This is a genomic window from Winogradskyella aurantia, assembly GCF_002266855.1.
Classification (GTDB): Bacteria; Bacteroidota; Bacteroidia; order Flavobacteriales; family Flavobacteriaceae; genus Winogradskyella; species Winogradskyella aurantia.
On the sequence record NZ_NGJN01000002.1, the window covers coordinates 266823 to 284279 of the forward strand.

The window sequence follows — 17457 nt, forward strand, 5'->3', positions numbered from 1 at the left end:
CTATACCGTACTTTTGTATTAACAAAAAAGACAATTCTAATGACGTTTTCTAGAACAATCAATTTTATTTTTATCGTAATTGGCGGTGCCATAGCTATTTATGCCCAAGCTGAAGAACGGCAAAACACTTATTTATTAATAGGAGGTATAGTACTTTTAATGCTTGGTATATATAGGATGTCTAGAAATATACCGAGTAAATACGATAAGGAAGAGGAAACGTCTTTCATTAAATCTGAGGATAGCGATGAAGATACAAATAGGTGATACAGTCGAGGCCATTGATGATGCCATATCAGGTACAGTGACCAAAATCGATGGGAAAAATGTCTTTATTGAAGATGAGGACGGTTTTGAATTTCAGTTTGAAGCTACCGAATTGATGTTAAAGCAATCTAAAGCAGATATTGAGACGGCCATCTATAATACTGATTTAGAATCCGTAAAACGGGAAAAAGAAGATAAAAAACGAAGGTCAATTCCCAAGGTAAACCCCAAAGAACGCCAGGCGCCAAAATTCGTGGTGGATTTACATATTCATCATTTGACCGATTCTACAAGAGGAATGACAAATTTTGATATGTTGAACCTACAGCTCGACACCGCTAGGGGGCAATTAGAGTTTGCGATAAGACAGCGTATTCCGAAAGTTGTGTTTATACATGGTGTGGGCGAGGGGGTACTTCGACAGGAGCTAGAGACACTTTTTGGCCGTTACAATAATGTAGAGCACTACGATGCTGACTATAAGACCTATGGCTTAGGTGCTACCGAGGTAAGGATTTTTCAGAATGTAGAAGCTTAGTCGATTTCCTGATCTATATCGAAGTCATATCTAAAGGTTCCAAAATCTAAAACATCCTGTCTAAGAACATCTAAGTCTATTTCTGTAATGGTAAAGCGCATGTCAACTGACCTTGTATAAAAATAGTCATCCCTCAATCCAAAATCCGGAAAGCTATCCATAGCCTCAAAGTACAAATAGCGGAAGACGTTTTCACCATTTTCATCTATAACACGATTCATTAAGTCTCGAGGGTCTCTTTGGTCAGTCATGTCTTCTAGACGTGTAGGAACTGAGTCACCATCGTCATCTGGATCTAAATGGTTAGGAATATTTTCTTGACCTAACTGATTTTCTAAGGCCTCATCGGTATTTATAAAGTTAACCGCCGGGTCAAAGTCGCCGTCACTAGTAATTATTTCAAACTCTGTTGGTATATTGTCATTATCATCATCCGCATCCAGGTAATCAGGATAAATATCATCATCTGAATTTTGGGCATTGGGATAATTACCGTTGGCATCAGGCTCACCACGTCCTTCAAATATTGATGGTATGCCATCATTGTCATCATCCTCGACAGTGACTTCAACAAAAACCCTACCTGTGGTTGCTTCGTAGTCTTCCAAGATAATTAAATCTCCCGGAGAAATGACCCCGCACATTTCAGCATCAGTAGGGGTGCGGTTATAGGTTCTAAATAAGAACCTTATATTGCTGCCATTAATGACTAGTTCAGCAGGTTCGCCTTCTGGCGTAGGTTCTCTGAACAATGCTTCATTTTCGGCACTTCTATTTATAATTAAGGATAAGGTTTCACTAGGATCATCTTTAACATCGAAGATTAAGTAGGACTCCAGATTATTTTCGCAGCGACTTAAATCACCGTCAAAATCCAGTTCAAAAGTAATAATATCACCATCGTCACAGCCAAACAGTCCGAATAGGACGAACACAATTAAAAAACGGCGCATCATAAAGAAGTTTTGAACAAAAATAACCGATTTGTAAATTAATAACGTGGCATTATCTAAATAATTTTATTTACAATATTTTTGTAGCATGAATCAAGTTTATTTAGATAATGCTGCAACTACGGCGTTGCGACCTGAAGTCATAGAGCGCATGACTGCAGTACTCCGTGATAATTTTGGCAATGCGTCTTCAACGCATAGTTTTGGTCGTTCCTCAAAAGCTATTTTAGAACAATGCCGTAAGAATATTGCGAGCTATTTTAACGTTTCGGCAGCCGAAATAATTTTTACGTCTGGCGGGACTGAAGCAGATAATTTAGCCTTACGAAGTGCCGTGAGAGATTTGGGTGTAACTGATATCATTACCTCTAAAATTGAACATCACGCCGTTCTGCATACAGCTGAGCAGCTCGAGAAAGAATACGGTGTTAATTTACATTATTTGAAATTAGATCATTGTGGCATGGTTGACCTTGACCATTTGAAGCTGCTATTGGAAGCGTCAGATAAAGCCTTAGTAAGTTTGATGCATATCAACAATGAAATTGGAAACGTTCTTGATTTATCCAGCGTGGCAGACTTATGCGCAACGAACAAAGCACTATTCCACACGGATATGGTACAGTCAGTAGGTCATTTTGAAGTGGACCTTTCAAAAATACCGATAGATTTTTTTGCCGCCAGCGCTCATAAGTTTCATGGTCCAAAAGGGGTGGGCTTTTGTTATATAAGAAAAAGCTCAGGTTTGAAACCTCTTATTTTTGGTGGAGAACAAGAACGCGGTTATAGAGCGGGAACAGAATCTTTGCACAATATTGCGGGTATGGACGAGGCCCTAAAAATAGCATACAAAAATCTAGAAACTGAAAAAGCCTATATTTCTGAGTTAAAGCACTACTTCATATCCCAATTAAAGGCGCGCATTCCAAATTCTAGTTTTAATGGCAGTTGTGTTGACCAAACCAATAGCACTTATACCTTGGTCAATGTATGTTTGCCCATTGCACCAGAAAAAGCACCAATGTTGCAGTTTCAACTCGATTTGAAGGGTATTGCCTGTTCTAAAGGCAGTGCTTGCCAGAGTGGCAGTAGTCAGCAGTCTCATGTATTAACTGCTATTTTAGATGAAGACGCTTTAAAGAAACCATCCGTACGTTTTTCATTTAGTGTATTTAACACTAGGGAAGAGCTCGATTATGTCCTTGACGTGTTAGAGGACTTTGTTAAGTCCTGACGAAGATGTGTTTTGTCTCAGTGATACCCGATTTCTACATTAAGTGTATAGGATTTTAATTCCACTCCAATTAAGCCGTCCTGAAGTTATTTTTTAAGAATTGCTGAAGGGATTGATTTAATAGAGATGGAATTGGAGTTAACTTCAAGCACTTAAGGTAAACAATTAGTTTTATTATATGTAGAACTAAAGTCTTGCAGATAACCTCACATTAAAAACCCTAGGGGTTAAAAAATTGGGTATGGCAAATTGACGTTTGCTGTATACGTCCCTTACCCAAGTATTGGTAATTGAGTTTTGGTTATTGAACATGTTATAGATTTCGAAACCTATTGAGAGTTGTTTAAAGGGCTGCTTCCATTTGGCATTATAGCTTTTTTCTGGAGTCACGAGCACGTAAGAAATTCCTAAATCTGCGCGCCTGTAATCTCGCAACCGAATTTGAAAATCATAAGGATCGGCATAGCTTGGGGAACCGCCAGGAACACCTGTGTTATAGACTAAATTGAGGTACATTTTTAAATCTGGCATGTTAGGCACATAATCTTGAAACAGTATACCAAACTTTAAGCGCTGATCCGTAGGTCTTGAAATGAAACCTCGATTATCTATGTTTTCTTCAGTTTTTAAATACCCAAAGCTAAACCAAGATTCAGTTCCTGGTACAAATTCACCATTGATGCGCATATCCAAGCCATAAGCATAGGCCGTTGCATTATTTCTGGCGCGATATCTAATCCTTACATTTTCTAAAGTGTAAGGATTAACATCCGTTAGACCTTTATAATACGCTTCCGTAACCAGTTTAAAAGGTCTGTCCCAAATATTAAAGCTGTACTCGTTGCCCAAAACGATGTGAAAGGATTTTTGTGCTTTCACGTTGGGTTGAACTATTCCGGAAGAGTCTCTGAGTTCCCTGTAAAATGGTGGCTGGTAGTACATACCTCCAGCTACCCGAAACAACATGTCCTTTTCCCAGTTGGGCTTTATTGAGAATTGTGCCCTTGGACTAAAAACCGTTTGGGTGGTACTCTCTATGCCCTCTCCACTGACTGTCCAATTATGGGCACGGACACCAATATTATAAAACACGTCATTATTACCCCACGTGGTGCGCTTACTGTATTGTCCAAAGGCTTGTAAACGGTCAATTTTCACCTTATTTAACGCCCTTATATTCTCAAAGGCCGTTAATGGTCCAGAAAAGGGTTCATAAGGCTGTGGGTTGGGTTGACTTAAACTTGGCGGCCTTATTGAAAAGCCTGCAGAGTCAATGACTTCCCATTCTACAACGCGGTCCCTGATGTCTTCATGGGTATATTTCACGGACCACTCAAGGTTACTTTCGTTATCTATATCATAATCGCCTCTATGCTCAATATTTACAATAAAGGCATCCAAGTCGTTACGGGCGTGGGTAAGTTGGGAGCCAATACCCTCACTGAACTCAACATCTCCCAAGTTCTCGTCTCCTATGTTAGTGTTGACTTCTCCAAGGCGATATTGTGCGAGTATGTCAAAGTATTCCTGCTCCAAGGTATGGTAGGCAGAACCAATAAGTTTTAAGGTTAATTTTTCATTGGCAAAATAATTGGCCTTAAATGCACCAAAATACGTCTGGTATTCATCTTGTTCACGACCATCGTAAACAACCAACAAGGCTACCGGATCTTGTAATGTGCCAAAATTGGTTTGTCGGTTTTCTGGTTCGAAATTGTACTGGTTTAAGGAGATATTCCCTAAGAAATTTAAATGAAATTTATCGCTAAAGCGATAGGTAAGGTAGGTTTGCACATCTGCAAATACAGGCTCTACATTGCCTTGGGTTTCAAGATTGTTTAAAATTAAACTATTGTCTCTATACCTGACGCTGGCCAAGCCAGAAAATTTACCGTCCTTGGAGATACCTTCACCCGTGATACTCCCACCCAAAAGACTGAGGTCGGTTCTAATACCAAAAGCTACCGGTGTTCTGTAGGTAATATCAAGTACGGAAGATAATTTATCGCCGTATTTTGCTTGGAAGCCTCCGGCCGAGAAATCAACGTTCTGAACCATATCCGTATTAACAAAACTTAGACCTTCTTGATTTCCTGAACGAATTAAAAATGGTCTGTAAACTTCAATTTCATTAACATAGACCAAATTCTCGTCAAAATTACCGCCACGTACAGAATACTGGGTACTTAATTCATTTGAAATATTCACACCCGGTAAGGTCTTTAAAATATTTTCAACACCAGGTTGTGCCCCTTTGATGGTACGAATCATTTCAGGTGAAATCGAAGTAACCCCATCAACCGATTGTCTTGTATTCGTGTTTATAACTACAGTAGCAATTTGCTCTACATTAGTTTTTAAAACGGGGTTGAATTCTAATTCTTGACCATTTTTTAGATTGAACTTTACTTGAAGCTTTTTATAGCTTACATGCGAGAATACAATAGTCACTTCAATATCAGATGCGATTCTAAGCTCGTAAAAGCCATTTTCATTTGAGGCAGTCCCTTCACCTGTATTTGCCTTGATATTCACAGCATTTATAGGATTGCTGGCCTCGTCTAAAATAACACCTCTAATCACCGCAGATTGTGCCACTGAAAGAAAAGAAAACAACGATGTTAGCAGTACGAGAAGGTAATTGCGTTTCAAATACTTTGGTTTTATTTTCTAAAAAATGTTGCTTCAAATGTAGAACTATTTCCTACATTATCCGTAACAATTATCTTTAATTCATTTTTGGTGCTTTTAACAATATTATCATTAAAGTCGTGCACCAAGGTTTTTGTTTTGTAGTCGTATTCCATTAAAATCCATTGGCCATTTACAGTTGCTCTGTATTTGCTAATTCCCGAAAGGTCATCGTCAATTTTAACTTTAAGGTATCGATATTTACTAAGCCATTTCTTGTCAGTAAAATTTATGGGAGTTATGGTTGGGGGTTCAGTATCTGTAGCTAGAGCATAGGTCCCTAGGACATTACTTCCAGCGCTAAGGATATTTCCTTTCCTCTTGGTATACACGTAATAGGGTTTTTTATAGTTGCCGTAAAGTCTGGCAATAAACAATTTATCCTGATCTTCAGCTTTATAGTTGCTTATGTCGTAATTTATATAAAAGTTCTTTTGTAGGGGTATGGTATCCTCGCCAAGGAATAGGGTGTCGGAATTTACCCTAAAGTCTATAAAGGTGTCCTCATAGACCGTATTTTTATTAAAACTGACAGAAATATCCTTATCAGAAAGGGTGGTGTTTTCGTTTGAATAAACCAGTGCTCTGTTGCCAGTCTCTGAAGAGCGTTTATCTTGAACTGTTTGATAGCTTCCCGTTATGGGAATGTTAACCCAGGATTCGTTGTTTTCAAAATCTCGAATACGTATTCTGTAAACCGAGGAGGTACTGTCCTCAATTTTAACATAGCCCTTATCATAATCGTCTTTATAGAGACTTAAGGGGTTGTTGGACTCAACGAACAATTTTTGAATCCTCGATCTTTTGGTTTTGAAATATTCGTAATCAATAAGCCGCTTAATGTGTTTAGATTCATCAAAGCTGAAGCGCTTAAAATCTATCTCCAAGCTTTTAATACCGTTAAAGAATGTTTGAATATTACTCACGCCGTTTTTATTAGGTGCATAATCTTGCCTGTCATAGCTCACTATTCCAAAGCCAATACGACCATAGGCAGTGATATTTTCAACACTATAGCTTCCATCTGCTTTAGGAATTAAGCGCAAGGGGACACGCTCATTTTTTCCATTGATTACGGCCTTGTCGTCTTTAGGATAAGCATAAACACCAAGGACAAGAGGGGCTTTTGAATCTTTTGCCGTTATGCCGAAAAGCATTGGGTTTAATGGGCGTTCTGCATTATCCCTAACCTCAAAATGAAGATGTGGACCACCAGAGCCTCCTGTATTTCCCGAATATGCCACAATTTCGCTTTTTTCAATGGGCAACTCATCGGGAGTAGGGAAAACTTCAACCTCAAAACTCTCTTTGTCGTATTGACAATTCTTAATATAGCGCTCTAACCGTTCGGACAGTTTTTGAAGATGTCCATAAACCGTGGTATAACCATTTGGATGGGTAATGTATAGTGCTTTTCCATAACCGAAATGGGAAATTTTAATCCGACTCACATAGCCTTCTCCCGCAGCATAAACCCTAAGCCCCTCCTGTTGTTTCGTTTTTATATCGAGACCCGAATGAAAATGCGAAGAACGCAATTCCCCGAAGGTACCAGAAAGCACAATAGGAATATCCAGTGGACTTCTAAAATAATCCTGGGGGTATTCAGTTTGGGCATATACGGATACCGATATTAAAAAAAGCAGAAGAAACTTTGTCATACGATAGACTGTTAGGGCTAAAATATTAATTTGAAAATCATTTACAAATGTAGGATAGGGAATATTTTTCTAACGTCTAAGTTTTAACCTTGTTGTTTACATAAAAAATAATTGTAAAAGAATTGTTATTTATCAATAGGTATGTTAACTTTGTTTCAATGGTATTGAATTGCTTTAATGAGTAAAATCGAAGAAATTGTTGACGCTATTGAGAACAAAATCAGTAAAGTTCTTCATAAACAGGAGGTTTTAAAGCAAACTAATGACAAGCTTTCGGAACAACTTGAAAAGCATCAGCAAAAGATACTCGAGCAGCAAGATGAATTAGCATCCTGGGCTGAAAAATACGAGACACTCAAAATTGCAAACTCAATGCTTGGTAGTGACGAAAATAAACGGGAAACTAAGCTTAAAATAAATGCACTTATTAGAGATATTGACCATTGTATAAGTCAGTTATCGGAATAATAAGTCAGATTTAAAATGAGATGTCAGACCAATTAAAAATTAAACTTTCAATTGCTAATAGGGTTTATCCATTGACGATTAACCCCAAACAAGAAGAAGGTTTGAGAAAGGCTGCTAAGAAAATAGAAGCTATGATTGGTCAATTTGAGCAGAACTATTCTGTAAGGGACAAGCAAGATGTACTTGCTATGTGTGCACTTCAGTTTGCTGCTCAAGTAGAGCAAAAATCAATAGATAAGGAGTATGTGAATGAGGAAGTTCAAGAAAAATTAGTATTGTTGAACGACCTTTTATCCAACCATATCTAACTCGTACGTTCTTTAAAATACAAAAAGGTTACTGCCTACATTAGTTATATTTTTTGATAAACTCAACGTTAATTCTTTAAAAAGGGTGAGTTTAAATTGTAAAATCGTGCTGTTAGTGCCGAACTTGTTTCGGTATCTTGGACAGATTTTTGATCAGTTTGTTAGCCCTAAACTTGTTTTTAAGGAGTTTATACAGAATTCAGAACTGATGTAGGCTTTTTTTATATATAAACTAAATAAACAAAATGGATATAAACACAATTCTATATATAGTTGGAGGTCTCATTCTTGGTATTGTTTTAGGCTATGTCATAGCAAAATCCCTTGAAAAGGGCAAAGCGTCTAAATTAATCAACGACGCCCAGAACGAGTCTAAGTCTATCTTAAAGCAAGCCGCGGCTGACGCCGAAGCCCTTAAGAAAGATAAGATCCTTCAAGCTAAGGAAAAGTTCATTGAGTTAAAGTCAGAACATGAAAAGGTGATTCTGTCTAGAGACAAAAAAATGGCAGAAGCAGAAAAGCGTATTCGCGATAAGGAGTCCCAAATTTCAAGCGAGTTGTCAAAAGCCAAGAAATCAAATAAGGAATTAGAGGATAAAATCAAGGATTATGATTTCAGACTGGAGTTTTTAGATAAGAAACGCGAAGAGGTTGAGAAAACCCATAAAAGTCAGATAAAACAGCTAGAGGTCATTTCACAACTGTCTGCAGAGGAGGCCAAAGAACAGTTGGTGGAGTCCTTAAAACAAGAAGCAAAAACAGATGCCATGGCTTATGTCCAAGACAGGGTTGAGGAGGCCAAACTTACTGCACAGCAAGAAGCTAAGAAAATAGTAATTAACACCATTCAACGCATTGGCACAGAAGAAGCTATAGACAACTGTGTATCTGTCTTTAACATTGAATCTGATGATGTAAAGGGTAGAATCATAGGTAGAGAAGGACGCAATATACGGGCTATTGAAGCAGCGACCGGAGTTGAAATTATTGTAGATGATACCCCTGAGGCCATTATCTTATCTTGTTTTGATTCTGTACGTCGGGAAATCGCGCGCTTATCCCTTCATAAACTGGTTACGGACGGAAGAATCCACCCGGCTAGAATTGAGGAAGTGGTGCGTAAGACTGAGAAACAGATAGAACAAGAAATCATAGAAGTGGGTAAGCGGACGGTAATCGATTTAGGGATTCATGGATTACATCCAGAATTGATTAAGATGGTCGGTCGTATGAAGTACCGTTCATCTTACGGGCAAAACCTATTACAACACTCTAGGGAGGTGGCGAAGTTATGCGGCGTTATGGCTGCTGAATTAGGCTTAAATCCAAAAATGGCCAAGCGCGCAGGATTGTTACATGATATTGGTAAGGTGCCATCATCAGAGGCTGATATAGAAACCCCACACGCAATTTTAGGTATGCAGTGGGCAGAAAAGTATGGCGAAAAACCGGAGGTGTGTAATGCCATTGGTGCTCACCATGATGAAATTGAAATGACTACCTTGCTTTCTCCAATCATTCAGGTCTGTGATGCTATTTCAGGTGCTAGGCCAGGCGCAAGGCGGCAAGTACTCGATTCTTACATTCAACGATTAAAGGATTTGGAAGATGTAGCATTTGGTTTTACAGGTGTAAAAAAGGCCTACGCCATTCAGGCAGGACGTGAGCTCCGTGTCATTGTAGAAAGCGAAAAGGTATCGGATGAAAAGGCCGCAGGTCTGTCCTTTGAGATTTCCCAAAAAATCCAGACGGATATGACCTACCCAGGTCAAGTTAAAGTTACGGTCATACGGGAGACAAGGGCCGTAAATATTGCAAAATAGGAAACTACTAATTCAAATAAATGAAAAGGGTAATTGAGCAATCGGTTATCCTTTTCTACTTTCTAGGGTGGTATTTGTTTAACACCTCACTAAGATGCGAACGGTCAACGTGCATATAGATTTCCGTGGTGGTTATACTTTCGTGTCCTAGCATCATTTGTATAGACCTTAAATCGGCACCATTCTCTAAAAGATGTGTAGCAAAGGAATGCCTAAACGTATGGGGTGATACATTTTTTTTAAGTCCTGATTTTTCAACTAATTGTTTAATGATGGTAAATACCATGGCCCTGGTCATTTGCCGCCCCTTATAATTCAAAAAGACAATATCCCTCGAGTTTTGGTCTATTGGGATGTGACGTCTTATGTCTATCCAAATATTAATGTATTTCTGTGTTGATTTTCCAATAGGCACAAAACGCTGTTTATTCCCTTTTCCGGTAATCTTTACAAAGCCCTCTTCAAAAAATAAGTCAGAGAGTTTTAAATCAATTAATTCACTGACGCGCAGGCCACAACTGTATAAGGTCTCTATAATGGCTCTGTTACGTTCACCTAGATTCACGCCATTGTAGGAATAACTCAAATCAATCGTTGAAATCATAAGGTCTATGTCTTTTGTGGAAAGCGTGTCTGGCAGTTTCCTACCAATTTTTGGAGACTCAATTAAATCTAGAGGATTTGTGGATCTGTAATTTTCAAAGATGAGGTAATCAAAAAAGTTCCTAAGACCGGATATCAACCTGGCTTGGGATCGCGGATTTAAGGATTTTGAGACATTATAGATAAAGGCTTTTAATACCTCGCTCTCTATAGTTGTGGGTGAGGCTTTAATGGCATTCTCATCAATATAGCTGGTGAGTTTCTTAATATCAAAACTGTAGTTTTCAATAGAGTTTTTGGAAAATCCACGTTCAATTTTTAAATAATACTGATAGTCCGATAGCGCCTGATTCCATTTCATTTTTTAAAAATAAATAAAAACACTTTAGAATTGAAACAGACCAAGTAGAAAAGGAGGTTATTTGCAAACAGAAAAGGATGTCTGTGGTAATGATTGGATATTCTTTTACCTTATAACACAGGTGCTTTTTAATGATATTAAACAGGTTTTTCGTATATCTGGTGTCATTTTTTGTGCATTTACCTTAATAAATGTTAATAACTATTTATATAAATAATTTATATTCAGCAATATATGTATAAATGTTTACTAAATTGTTAATAAGTAGATTGGAAATTCTTAATAATTGGAAAAAATGTATTTTATTTGTATGTATCAATTTTAAAACTTAAACATTATGAAAAGAATTGCATTACTATTAACTGTTGCAATGATTAGCACATTTGCATTGCAAGCACAGACATTTAAAGTGGGAGCAACGTTAGGATTGCCTGCCGCAGATGCTGCTGACATCTCGTCATTTGTACTTGGGGTAGATGCTTACTATTATTTTACAGATATCGATTCCTTTATTGAAATCGGAGCAACAGCTGGATTTAGAAACTTTTTTGGAAAAGAAGAAGATATTTTGGGTCAAACCGTTCAATTCGATGATGCGCAATTTATTCCTGTTGCAGCTGCAGCACGTCTAAAACTATTTGGTATTGTTTCGGGTGGTGCGGATTTAGGTTATGCCTTTGGAGTATCTGATTTCCTTGATGGTGGTTTTTATTTTAGACCGGTCGTTGGGGTTGATATTGCAGATACAATAGAGTTAAATGCATCTTACGAAAATATTTCCGATGCTGCGACATGGGGTAACATAAATGTAGGTGTTTTATTCGAATTCTAAATAGCAAAGAACCGTTATAAGCTCTGACCAAAGAAGCTCGACGTGTTTTAACAGGAATTGGATAGTTGTATTTTTTACATATCATATGGTATTAATTATTAATGAAGTGATGTAAAAGTGCTAAAACTACTACCAAATTTAAATTAAACCGAAGCCAAGGCTTCGGTTTTTTTTATGTGGTTAGAACTTAACTTGAAAATTAACTTACGCACTTTTGGCAATTGTCATGTAGGATTGGTTTTTAAATTAGAATTAAGTGATTATCATTAAAAAGAGATGTATTCAGGTGAATTTAGCATACAATGAGTTTTTCAAATGAGCATTTATAACGATGAAATGTATATATTATAGATAAAAAGTAATATTTTATAAGTATTTTCTTGTGAGATATAATTTGAATGTATAGATTTGCCGACCAAATTAATTTTAAACAAAACTTAATCTATTATGAAAAATTTATTTTTAACTATTTGTGCAGTATTTGCTTTAGCGACTATTAATGCTCAGGAGGAAGCTGCAGCAGGATTCTCAAAAGGTGATGTCTTTGTAAGTGGTACTGTGGGATTTACTTCTTCTTCTCAAGATGATTCTAAGCAGAATAACTTGAACTTTTCACCTTCGGTAGGCTATTTTATTACAGAGAACATAGCTGCTGAATTTGGATTAATTGTTGGTTCTAACAAGATTGAACAAGGCGAATTCGAAAGAACAATTTCAGATTTTGGAGCTGCTTTGGGCGCAAACTACTTTTTTACGCCATCTAACAGATTCTCATTTGTTATTGGAGCTGGATTATCGTATGTCAATACAACAGACAAAGAAGATGGGTTTGAAGATGTAAAGATTAATACGTTCGCTATTGCTGTAGCTCCAGGAATTAACTACTTTGTCTCTAGTAATTTTGCGTTAAGGGCATCAATTGGTGCATTATCTTACTCAAGTTCTAAAGCTGATTTCGACGGAGCAGAAGCTCTTAATACCTTTGGATTAAACCTTAACTTGTCAGATATCAATTTTGGAGTGACCTACAAGTTCTAAAACAGGTAAACCAATATTACTTATTAAACCGAAGCAAATGCTTCGGTTTTTTTTTATGGCTGGTACAAAAAATAATGATATTTCTAATAATATATATTAAAGAAAACACTTACATTCGCCTTCAATTAAAAACTAAATTTACTATAATGAAACAAAATTTACTTATTGTCGCTTTAGCGATTGCCGCCTTCACTTCCATCTCAACTCATGCACAAATGAGAGAATCAGGAGACATTGAATTAGTGCCTTATATAGCCTATTCTTCAGCCTTTTTTAATGGTGATAATGCAGACTTCTATGATTATCGAACTTCTGTTTCTTTTGGCGTCAAGGGAGACTATTATTTTAATGATAGATGGAGCATACGTTCTGGTGTGGCTTTCGATGCTATGGGAGCGTCGTTTAATAACGGTCCAGATGTTGAATTAAATTATATCAGTGTACCGGTCAATGCTAATTGGCATTTTGGAAGTACAAGAAAATGGAATCTTAACTTTGGTCTGACTCCAAGTTTTTTAACCTCAGCTGAGGTGCAATCTGTAGATATAGCTGAAGAAGTCAGTTCTTTTAGCTTAGGTATTTCTTATGGAATAGGTTATAAAATTGAGATTTCCGAAGCGTTTAGTATTATGATTGACCTTCAAGGTAATTTAGGGATTTCAAATATCAACGACATTCCAGGTTCTGATATTAATCAAACAAATGCCTTTTCTTATTTAGGTTTAGGGGGTGTTTTTAGAATTTAACAACAAATATGATTTTTAAGAACCGAGGCTACATGTCTCGGTTTTTTTATGGTCTTTAATTAGTATATTTATATCATGAAGACAATTGCTATTATCAATGGCCCTAATCTCAATTTACTTGGGAAACGTGAGCCCGATGTTTATGGAGACGAATCGTTTGAGACCTATCTTAAAAAATTACAAAGCACATTTAATGGAGTTAGCCTGGAATATTTTCAATCAAATATAGAGGGCGAACTTATTGATAAGCTGCAGGATGTAGGTTTCAGCTATGATGGAATTATTCTAAACGCAGGTGCCTATACCCATACCTCTGTGGGTATTGGCGATGCTGTAAAGGCTATTTCCACACCTGTGGTAGAAGTACATATATCCAATACATTTTCTAGAGAAACGTTTCGGCATACGTCTTATATTTCTCCACATACCAAAGGTATTATTATTGGGTTTGGTTTAGAGAGTTATAAACTCGCCATAACCAGTTTCATTGATTAGTATGAAAAATGTACTGTTTGCTTTTGTGTTCAGTTTATACACTGTTAGTATTTCTGCCCAATCTCAGGTTGATTTTGGAGTTAAGGGAGGTGTCAACCTTACCTTTTTTGATGTGATTGAGGGTGATTTTGGCCCAAATGCGCAAGTCGATGTAGGCTACTATGGTGGTGTTTTTGCTGATTTTAAGATGGAGGATGGCTTTCATATTCAGCCCGAAGTCCTTTATATTGGAATCAGTGATTTCAGATTTTTAAATGTACCGATCTATTTGAAATACGATATTAAATACAATTTTCACATTCTCGTAGGACCAAGTCTCAATTATTTTTTTGATTTCTTCACAAATAAATTTAAGGTTAGGGCAGATATTACCTTAGCTTATGATTTAAGCGATAGGTTAGACCTGCATATGAAATACACCTTGGGTTTTGAAGAACTTTCTCCTGATGTTATATTTTTAGGTCTTAGTTACAGATTATAAATCCTACTACTTGTAATCTACTGTTCTCAGTGAATCACCATGTACACCATGCAGCTATACTAGTCATTAAGCGAAGTACTTTCATAAGCACCAATGTCGGGCTCGGTGGTATTTCTTGGCGTTCCTAAAATATCGTTACCTGCTGGCACTAGGGGTAGGGCATTACCATTGGCGGCAGAGTTGTTTCCAATGCGCATAAGGTTGTCAAAAGCGCCCTCAAAACCTGGATTTTGATTAAAGATATTCTCCTCGTAAAACAAGGTGTTTCCAAATTGGTAATTCCCTGTGTTCTCCAGATTGTCGTTGTCAAAGCGCAATAAACAATTGGTAAATTTAAAGTTAAAATCGCTGCCTTGGTTTTCCAATAGAAATTCCGGATTGTTATTGCCATAAACAATACAATTGGTAAAATTAGCCTCAGTGGGCAGAGGGTTTACTGTAACCGTATTGTCCGCATCTAAAATAAAATCATTTAAAAGTAAGGCAGGAAATTGTCTAAAGCTGTTATTCCAATAGTTAGTTATGGTACAGTGCGTAAAGTTATATGTACCGCCAAAGGTTCCCGCAAAGGCCGATTGCCCACAATTATTGATTATTACATTTTCTCCTGCGATTGAGGTTGCCCGACCTAAAATACCAAAGCTACTCGCGTTATAAATTTGCGAATTGGTAATGGTTAATTTGTCATTTACAGCAGCTTGGTTACCTTCTGAAAGGATGCCGATGGTAGCGTTCTTAATCGTAGCATAATTAATGGTGTTGTTAAGGCTACCATTAAATAACCAAATAGTTCCCCATTGGCCTGGTATGGACGCGAACAACGGTTCTAGTCGGTCGCCTTCTAAAATTACCTCGTTCTCTAAAGCCTCAAGGTCTGTGCTTAAATTTCCATTAATATTTAAAGTGCCATTATCGGTAACGATGATACCAGAATTGGCATGAAAGTGAACGCGCGTTCCCGGCTCCATGGTAAGCGTCTGCCCGGCACCAACGCCTGCGTACCCGTATATAACATAGGGCTTTTCGTTTGTAAAGGTCAACTCATCATCTTCCAAAAAACGACCTTGTATGGACGTTTCGTCCGGTTCACCATCGCCATTAACATCAAATACAAGGGTCTCAATAATTCCTGTATCTTCATTTCTATTAGGATAAATAAAGACGGCGTCTTTTACCAGAGTCACCAAATCCACATCTTGCTGCTCGTTACTAGCGTCAAAAAGAATTCTGTCGGTATATAAAAATTGTGTATCTGAATTGGAAAGACTTTCAATATCTATGGTTGTTTCAATAAAGATGAAGAGGCTATCATTAGCCAATACCTCTACATTCTCAAAGAATTTGCCTTCTTGTGCACCCTCTAGCCCAGTGCCGCCATCTACATTTAATCTGTAGAAAGAATTAACCCCGTTTTCTAGTTGAATAGTAGGAATGACGATATCGTCATCACTGCGATTATACACCTTTAAGTTGTAGGTGCTAGAGCCTATATTCGTAAAAACGGTATCTAGATAAACAGTATCTCTTTGGAATTCTAGATTTCCTGTACTTGGAGAAAATTCAAAATCCTTTCTACAAGAGCTCCAGAATATTAAAATAATTAAGCAAATTAAAAATGACAGCAATCGCTTCATACAGTGGTTTGATAAATAAAGGTTAAAAATATAACTTTTGAAGTTATCAATTATTATTCTCCCTAACAATTATAGATCGTTTTAATCCTTGCTTATGGATTCTTTGCCATATTGCTCTAGAAGCATTAAAAAGAGTTGACTATTAAGCACCAGATCCTCTAGAAGTTCCATTTTTTTACCATCCTTTAGTAATTCTGAACTCGGTTGTTTCGCAGCGTAGAAATCCAGAAACAATTGCCTTTTGTCTTGAGGTATTTGAAGCGATTCATCTAACAAGCGTTTATTAAAAAACGAACTGTTTTCAAAGAGGGAATCGAGTTGCCTGTAAGTCATGGGCCTAAAGGTCGGTATCTTTGAGCGCTTGCCTGTAAATAATTTGGCAACCTGCCCAATTAAATAAATAAAATCGACACCGTATTGCGAACCTTGGGGCATATAAAGCCCAGGGTTTCGCTTAATATCTTCCTGAATCAAAGTTTGAAGCTCAATGTTATAAGTGTCCTCCTCAAAAACAGGTTGCTCGGGCTCGCTTTTTATTTCTACTTCATCTAAGGTGTTGATTATGGTCTTAAGTTCAAAAACAGCTGTCTTTTCAAAATGGAATGATTCTAGGATCTCAACTTTTGGATGATGAAAAAGAGACTCAAAGGCCAAGGTGTCACCAACCCTAGCCGGAATACTAAAATCACCGTCTTCATTGGTAGCCGTAAGGCTATTTTGAGTTTTATTAAAAACCTTTACACCCTTAACGGTACTAGTGGCATCATACACCTTACCCATTAATGTTTGTGACAACATCGTATAATTACAAGATAAAAATAAAATAAGGCCTAGCGCAGAATATCGCATTTTTAATTCTTTCCAGCCTTAAAGAAATACGTTTAAAATTGATTTGGCCTGGAGATTAAAATAACTTTAACCTAAAGTTTTGTTAATCAAAAAGTGTTTTTACGGCTTCTGTGATCCGCGTTGGTCTTTTGGTTTCCTTGCTTAAAAAGCACCACTTGGTCGTTGAAGCAACAAGTAATTGACCTGTTGTGCTATTGAGAATCTCTACATGTCTTGTGGAAGTTACACCTTCAGATTTTGAGACAAAGGTTTTCAAGGTAAGAGTATCTCCTAAAAACGCTGGATTTTTATAGTCTATATGATGGGAGAGAAGTACCCAAAAGTATGCACTTAATATATCGTCTGTTGCATTCTTGAGCCAATGGGCCTGTGCGATATCTTGTACCCATTGCACATAACGTACGTTGTTAACGTGTTGAAGGTCATCTAAATCAGATGTCTGTACCGTAATGGATGTTTCGAAAACCTGCAACCC

General features: G+C 37.3%; 18 protein-coding genes and 1 other RNA gene. 12 read left to right on the forward strand and 7 right to left on the reverse strand.

The window, feature by feature from the left end:
* The first annotated feature begins 39 nt into the window (after positions 1-39).
* Positions 40-267 (forward strand): hypothetical protein, encoded by a 228-nt coding sequence (locus CA834_RS04595; RefSeq protein WP_094967495.1) that lies wholly within the window; start codon positions 40-42, stop codon positions 265-267.
* The gene (locus tag CA834_RS04600; RefSeq protein ID WP_094967496.1) at positions 248-805 is read left to right on the forward strand and encodes a Smr/MutS family protein; all 558 of its coding nucleotides are present in this window, start codon (positions 248-250) and stop codon (positions 803-805) included. The genes CA834_RS04595 and CA834_RS04600 overlap by 20 nt, the downstream gene beginning before the upstream one ends.
* On the opposite strand, the gene CA834_RS04605 is transcribed toward CA834_RS04600, so the two are convergent.
* Positions 802-1761, reverse strand: coding sequence for a hypothetical protein (locus CA834_RS04605; RefSeq protein ID WP_094967497.1), 960 nt, complete (start codon positions 1759-1761; stop codon positions 802-804). The two genes, CA834_RS04600 and CA834_RS04605, sit on opposite strands and share 4 nt — an antisense overlap.
* An 85-nt stretch (positions 1762-1846) precedes the next feature.
* On the opposite strand from CA834_RS04605, the gene CA834_RS04610 reads away from it, so the two are divergent.
* A complete protein-coding gene (locus CA834_RS04610; protein ID WP_094967498.1) occupies positions 1847-2992 on the forward strand; it encodes a cysteine desulfurase family protein in 1146 nt (381 codons plus the stop codon).
* 186 nt (positions 2993-3178) lie between these two features.
* Here the strand turns inward: CA834_RS04610 and CA834_RS04615 are convergent, their stop codons facing one another.
* On the reverse strand, positions 3179-5644 hold the full coding sequence (locus CA834_RS04615; protein ID WP_094967499.1) for a TonB-dependent receptor: 2466 nt from the start codon (positions 5642-5644) through the stop codon (positions 3179-3181).
* Between the two features lie 11 nt (positions 5645-5655).
* Positions 5656-7344 carry a M23 family metallopeptidase gene (locus tag CA834_RS04620; protein WP_094967500.1) on the reverse strand — a complete coding sequence of 563 codons (1689 nt, stop codon included), beginning with the start codon at positions 7342-7344 and terminating at the stop codon, positions 5656-5658.
* Between the two features lie 177 nt (positions 7345-7521).
* On the opposite strand from CA834_RS04620, the gene CA834_RS04625 reads away from it, so the two are divergent.
* The 4 genes from CA834_RS04625 (at position 7522) to rny (ending at position 9943) form a co-directional block, all read left to right on the forward strand.
* On the forward strand, positions 7522-7812 hold the full coding sequence (locus CA834_RS04625; protein WP_094967501.1) for a hypothetical protein: 291 nt from the start codon (positions 7522-7524) through the stop codon (positions 7810-7812).
* A 20-nt stretch (positions 7813-7832) separates the two neighbouring features.
* Entirely contained in the window at positions 7833-8120 is a 288-nt protein-coding gene (locus tag CA834_RS04630) for a cell division protein ZapA (RefSeq protein ID WP_094967502.1), read from the forward strand.
* 60 nt (positions 8121-8180) lie between these two features.
* A non-coding RNA gene (gene ssrS / locus CA834_RS04635) (6S RNA) lies at positions 8181-8310 on the forward strand.
* Positions 8311-8365: 55 nt separating this feature from the next.
* Positions 8366-9943 carry a ribonuclease Y gene (gene rny, locus CA834_RS04640; RefSeq protein WP_094967503.1) on the forward strand — a complete coding sequence of 526 codons (1578 nt, stop codon included), beginning with the start codon at positions 8366-8368 and terminating at the stop codon, positions 9941-9943.
* A gap of 55 nt (positions 9944-9998) precedes the next feature.
* Here the strand turns inward: rny and CA834_RS04645 are convergent, their stop codons facing one another.
* Positions 9999-10907, reverse strand: a complete 909-nt coding sequence (locus CA834_RS04645; RefSeq protein ID WP_094967504.1) for a site-specific tyrosine recombinase — start codon at positions 10905-10907, stop codon at positions 9999-10001.
* A gap of 337 nt (positions 10908-11244) precedes the next feature.
* Here CA834_RS04645 and CA834_RS04650 point away from each other — a divergent pair, with 337 nt between their 5' ends.
* The 5 genes from CA834_RS04650 (at position 11245) to CA834_RS04670 (ending at position 14499) form a co-directional block, all read left to right on the forward strand.
* Positions 11245-11739 (forward strand): hypothetical protein, encoded by a 495-nt coding sequence (locus CA834_RS04650; RefSeq protein WP_094967505.1) that lies wholly within the window; start codon positions 11245-11247, stop codon positions 11737-11739.
* Positions 11740-12186: 447 nt separating this feature from the next.
* On the forward strand, positions 12187-12777 hold the full coding sequence (locus CA834_RS04655; RefSeq protein WP_094967506.1) for an OmpW family outer membrane protein: 591 nt from the start codon (positions 12187-12189) through the stop codon (positions 12775-12777).
* Between the two features lie 146 nt (positions 12778-12923).
* Positions 12924-13523, forward strand: coding sequence for a porin family protein (locus CA834_RS04660; protein WP_165764753.1), 600 nt, complete (start codon positions 12924-12926; stop codon positions 13521-13523).
* 75 nt (positions 13524-13598) lie between these two features.
* Entirely contained in the window at positions 13599-14018 is a 420-nt protein-coding gene (aroQ, locus tag CA834_RS04665) for a type II 3-dehydroquinate dehydratase (RefSeq protein ID WP_094967508.1), read from the forward strand.
* 1 nt (position 14019) lies between these two features.
* Positions 14020-14499 carry a porin family protein gene (locus tag CA834_RS04670; protein WP_094967509.1) on the forward strand — a complete coding sequence of 160 codons (480 nt, stop codon included), beginning with the start codon at positions 14020-14022 and terminating at the stop codon, positions 14497-14499.
* A 59-nt stretch (positions 14500-14558) separates the two neighbouring features.
* Here the strand turns inward: CA834_RS04670 and CA834_RS04675 are convergent, their stop codons facing one another.
* From CA834_RS04675 to CA834_RS04685, 3 genes are all read right to left on the reverse strand, one after another.
* The gene (locus CA834_RS04675; RefSeq protein WP_094967510.1) at positions 14559-16133 is read right to left on the reverse strand and encodes a hypothetical protein; all 1575 of its coding nucleotides are present in this window, start codon (positions 16131-16133) and stop codon (positions 14559-14561) included.
* An 81-nt stretch (positions 16134-16214) separates the two neighbouring features.
* Positions 16215-16982 carry a peptidase associated/transthyretin-like domain-containing protein gene (locus CA834_RS04680; protein ID WP_133085451.1) on the reverse strand — a complete coding sequence of 256 codons (768 nt, stop codon included), beginning with the start codon at positions 16980-16982 and terminating at the stop codon, positions 16215-16217.
* A gap of 82 nt (positions 16983-17064) precedes the next feature.
* Positions 17065-17454 (reverse strand): acyl-CoA thioesterase, encoded by a 390-nt coding sequence (locus CA834_RS04685; RefSeq protein WP_094967512.1) that lies wholly within the window; start codon positions 17452-17454, stop codon positions 17065-17067.
* Between the last annotated feature and the right edge of the window lie 3 nt (positions 17455-17457).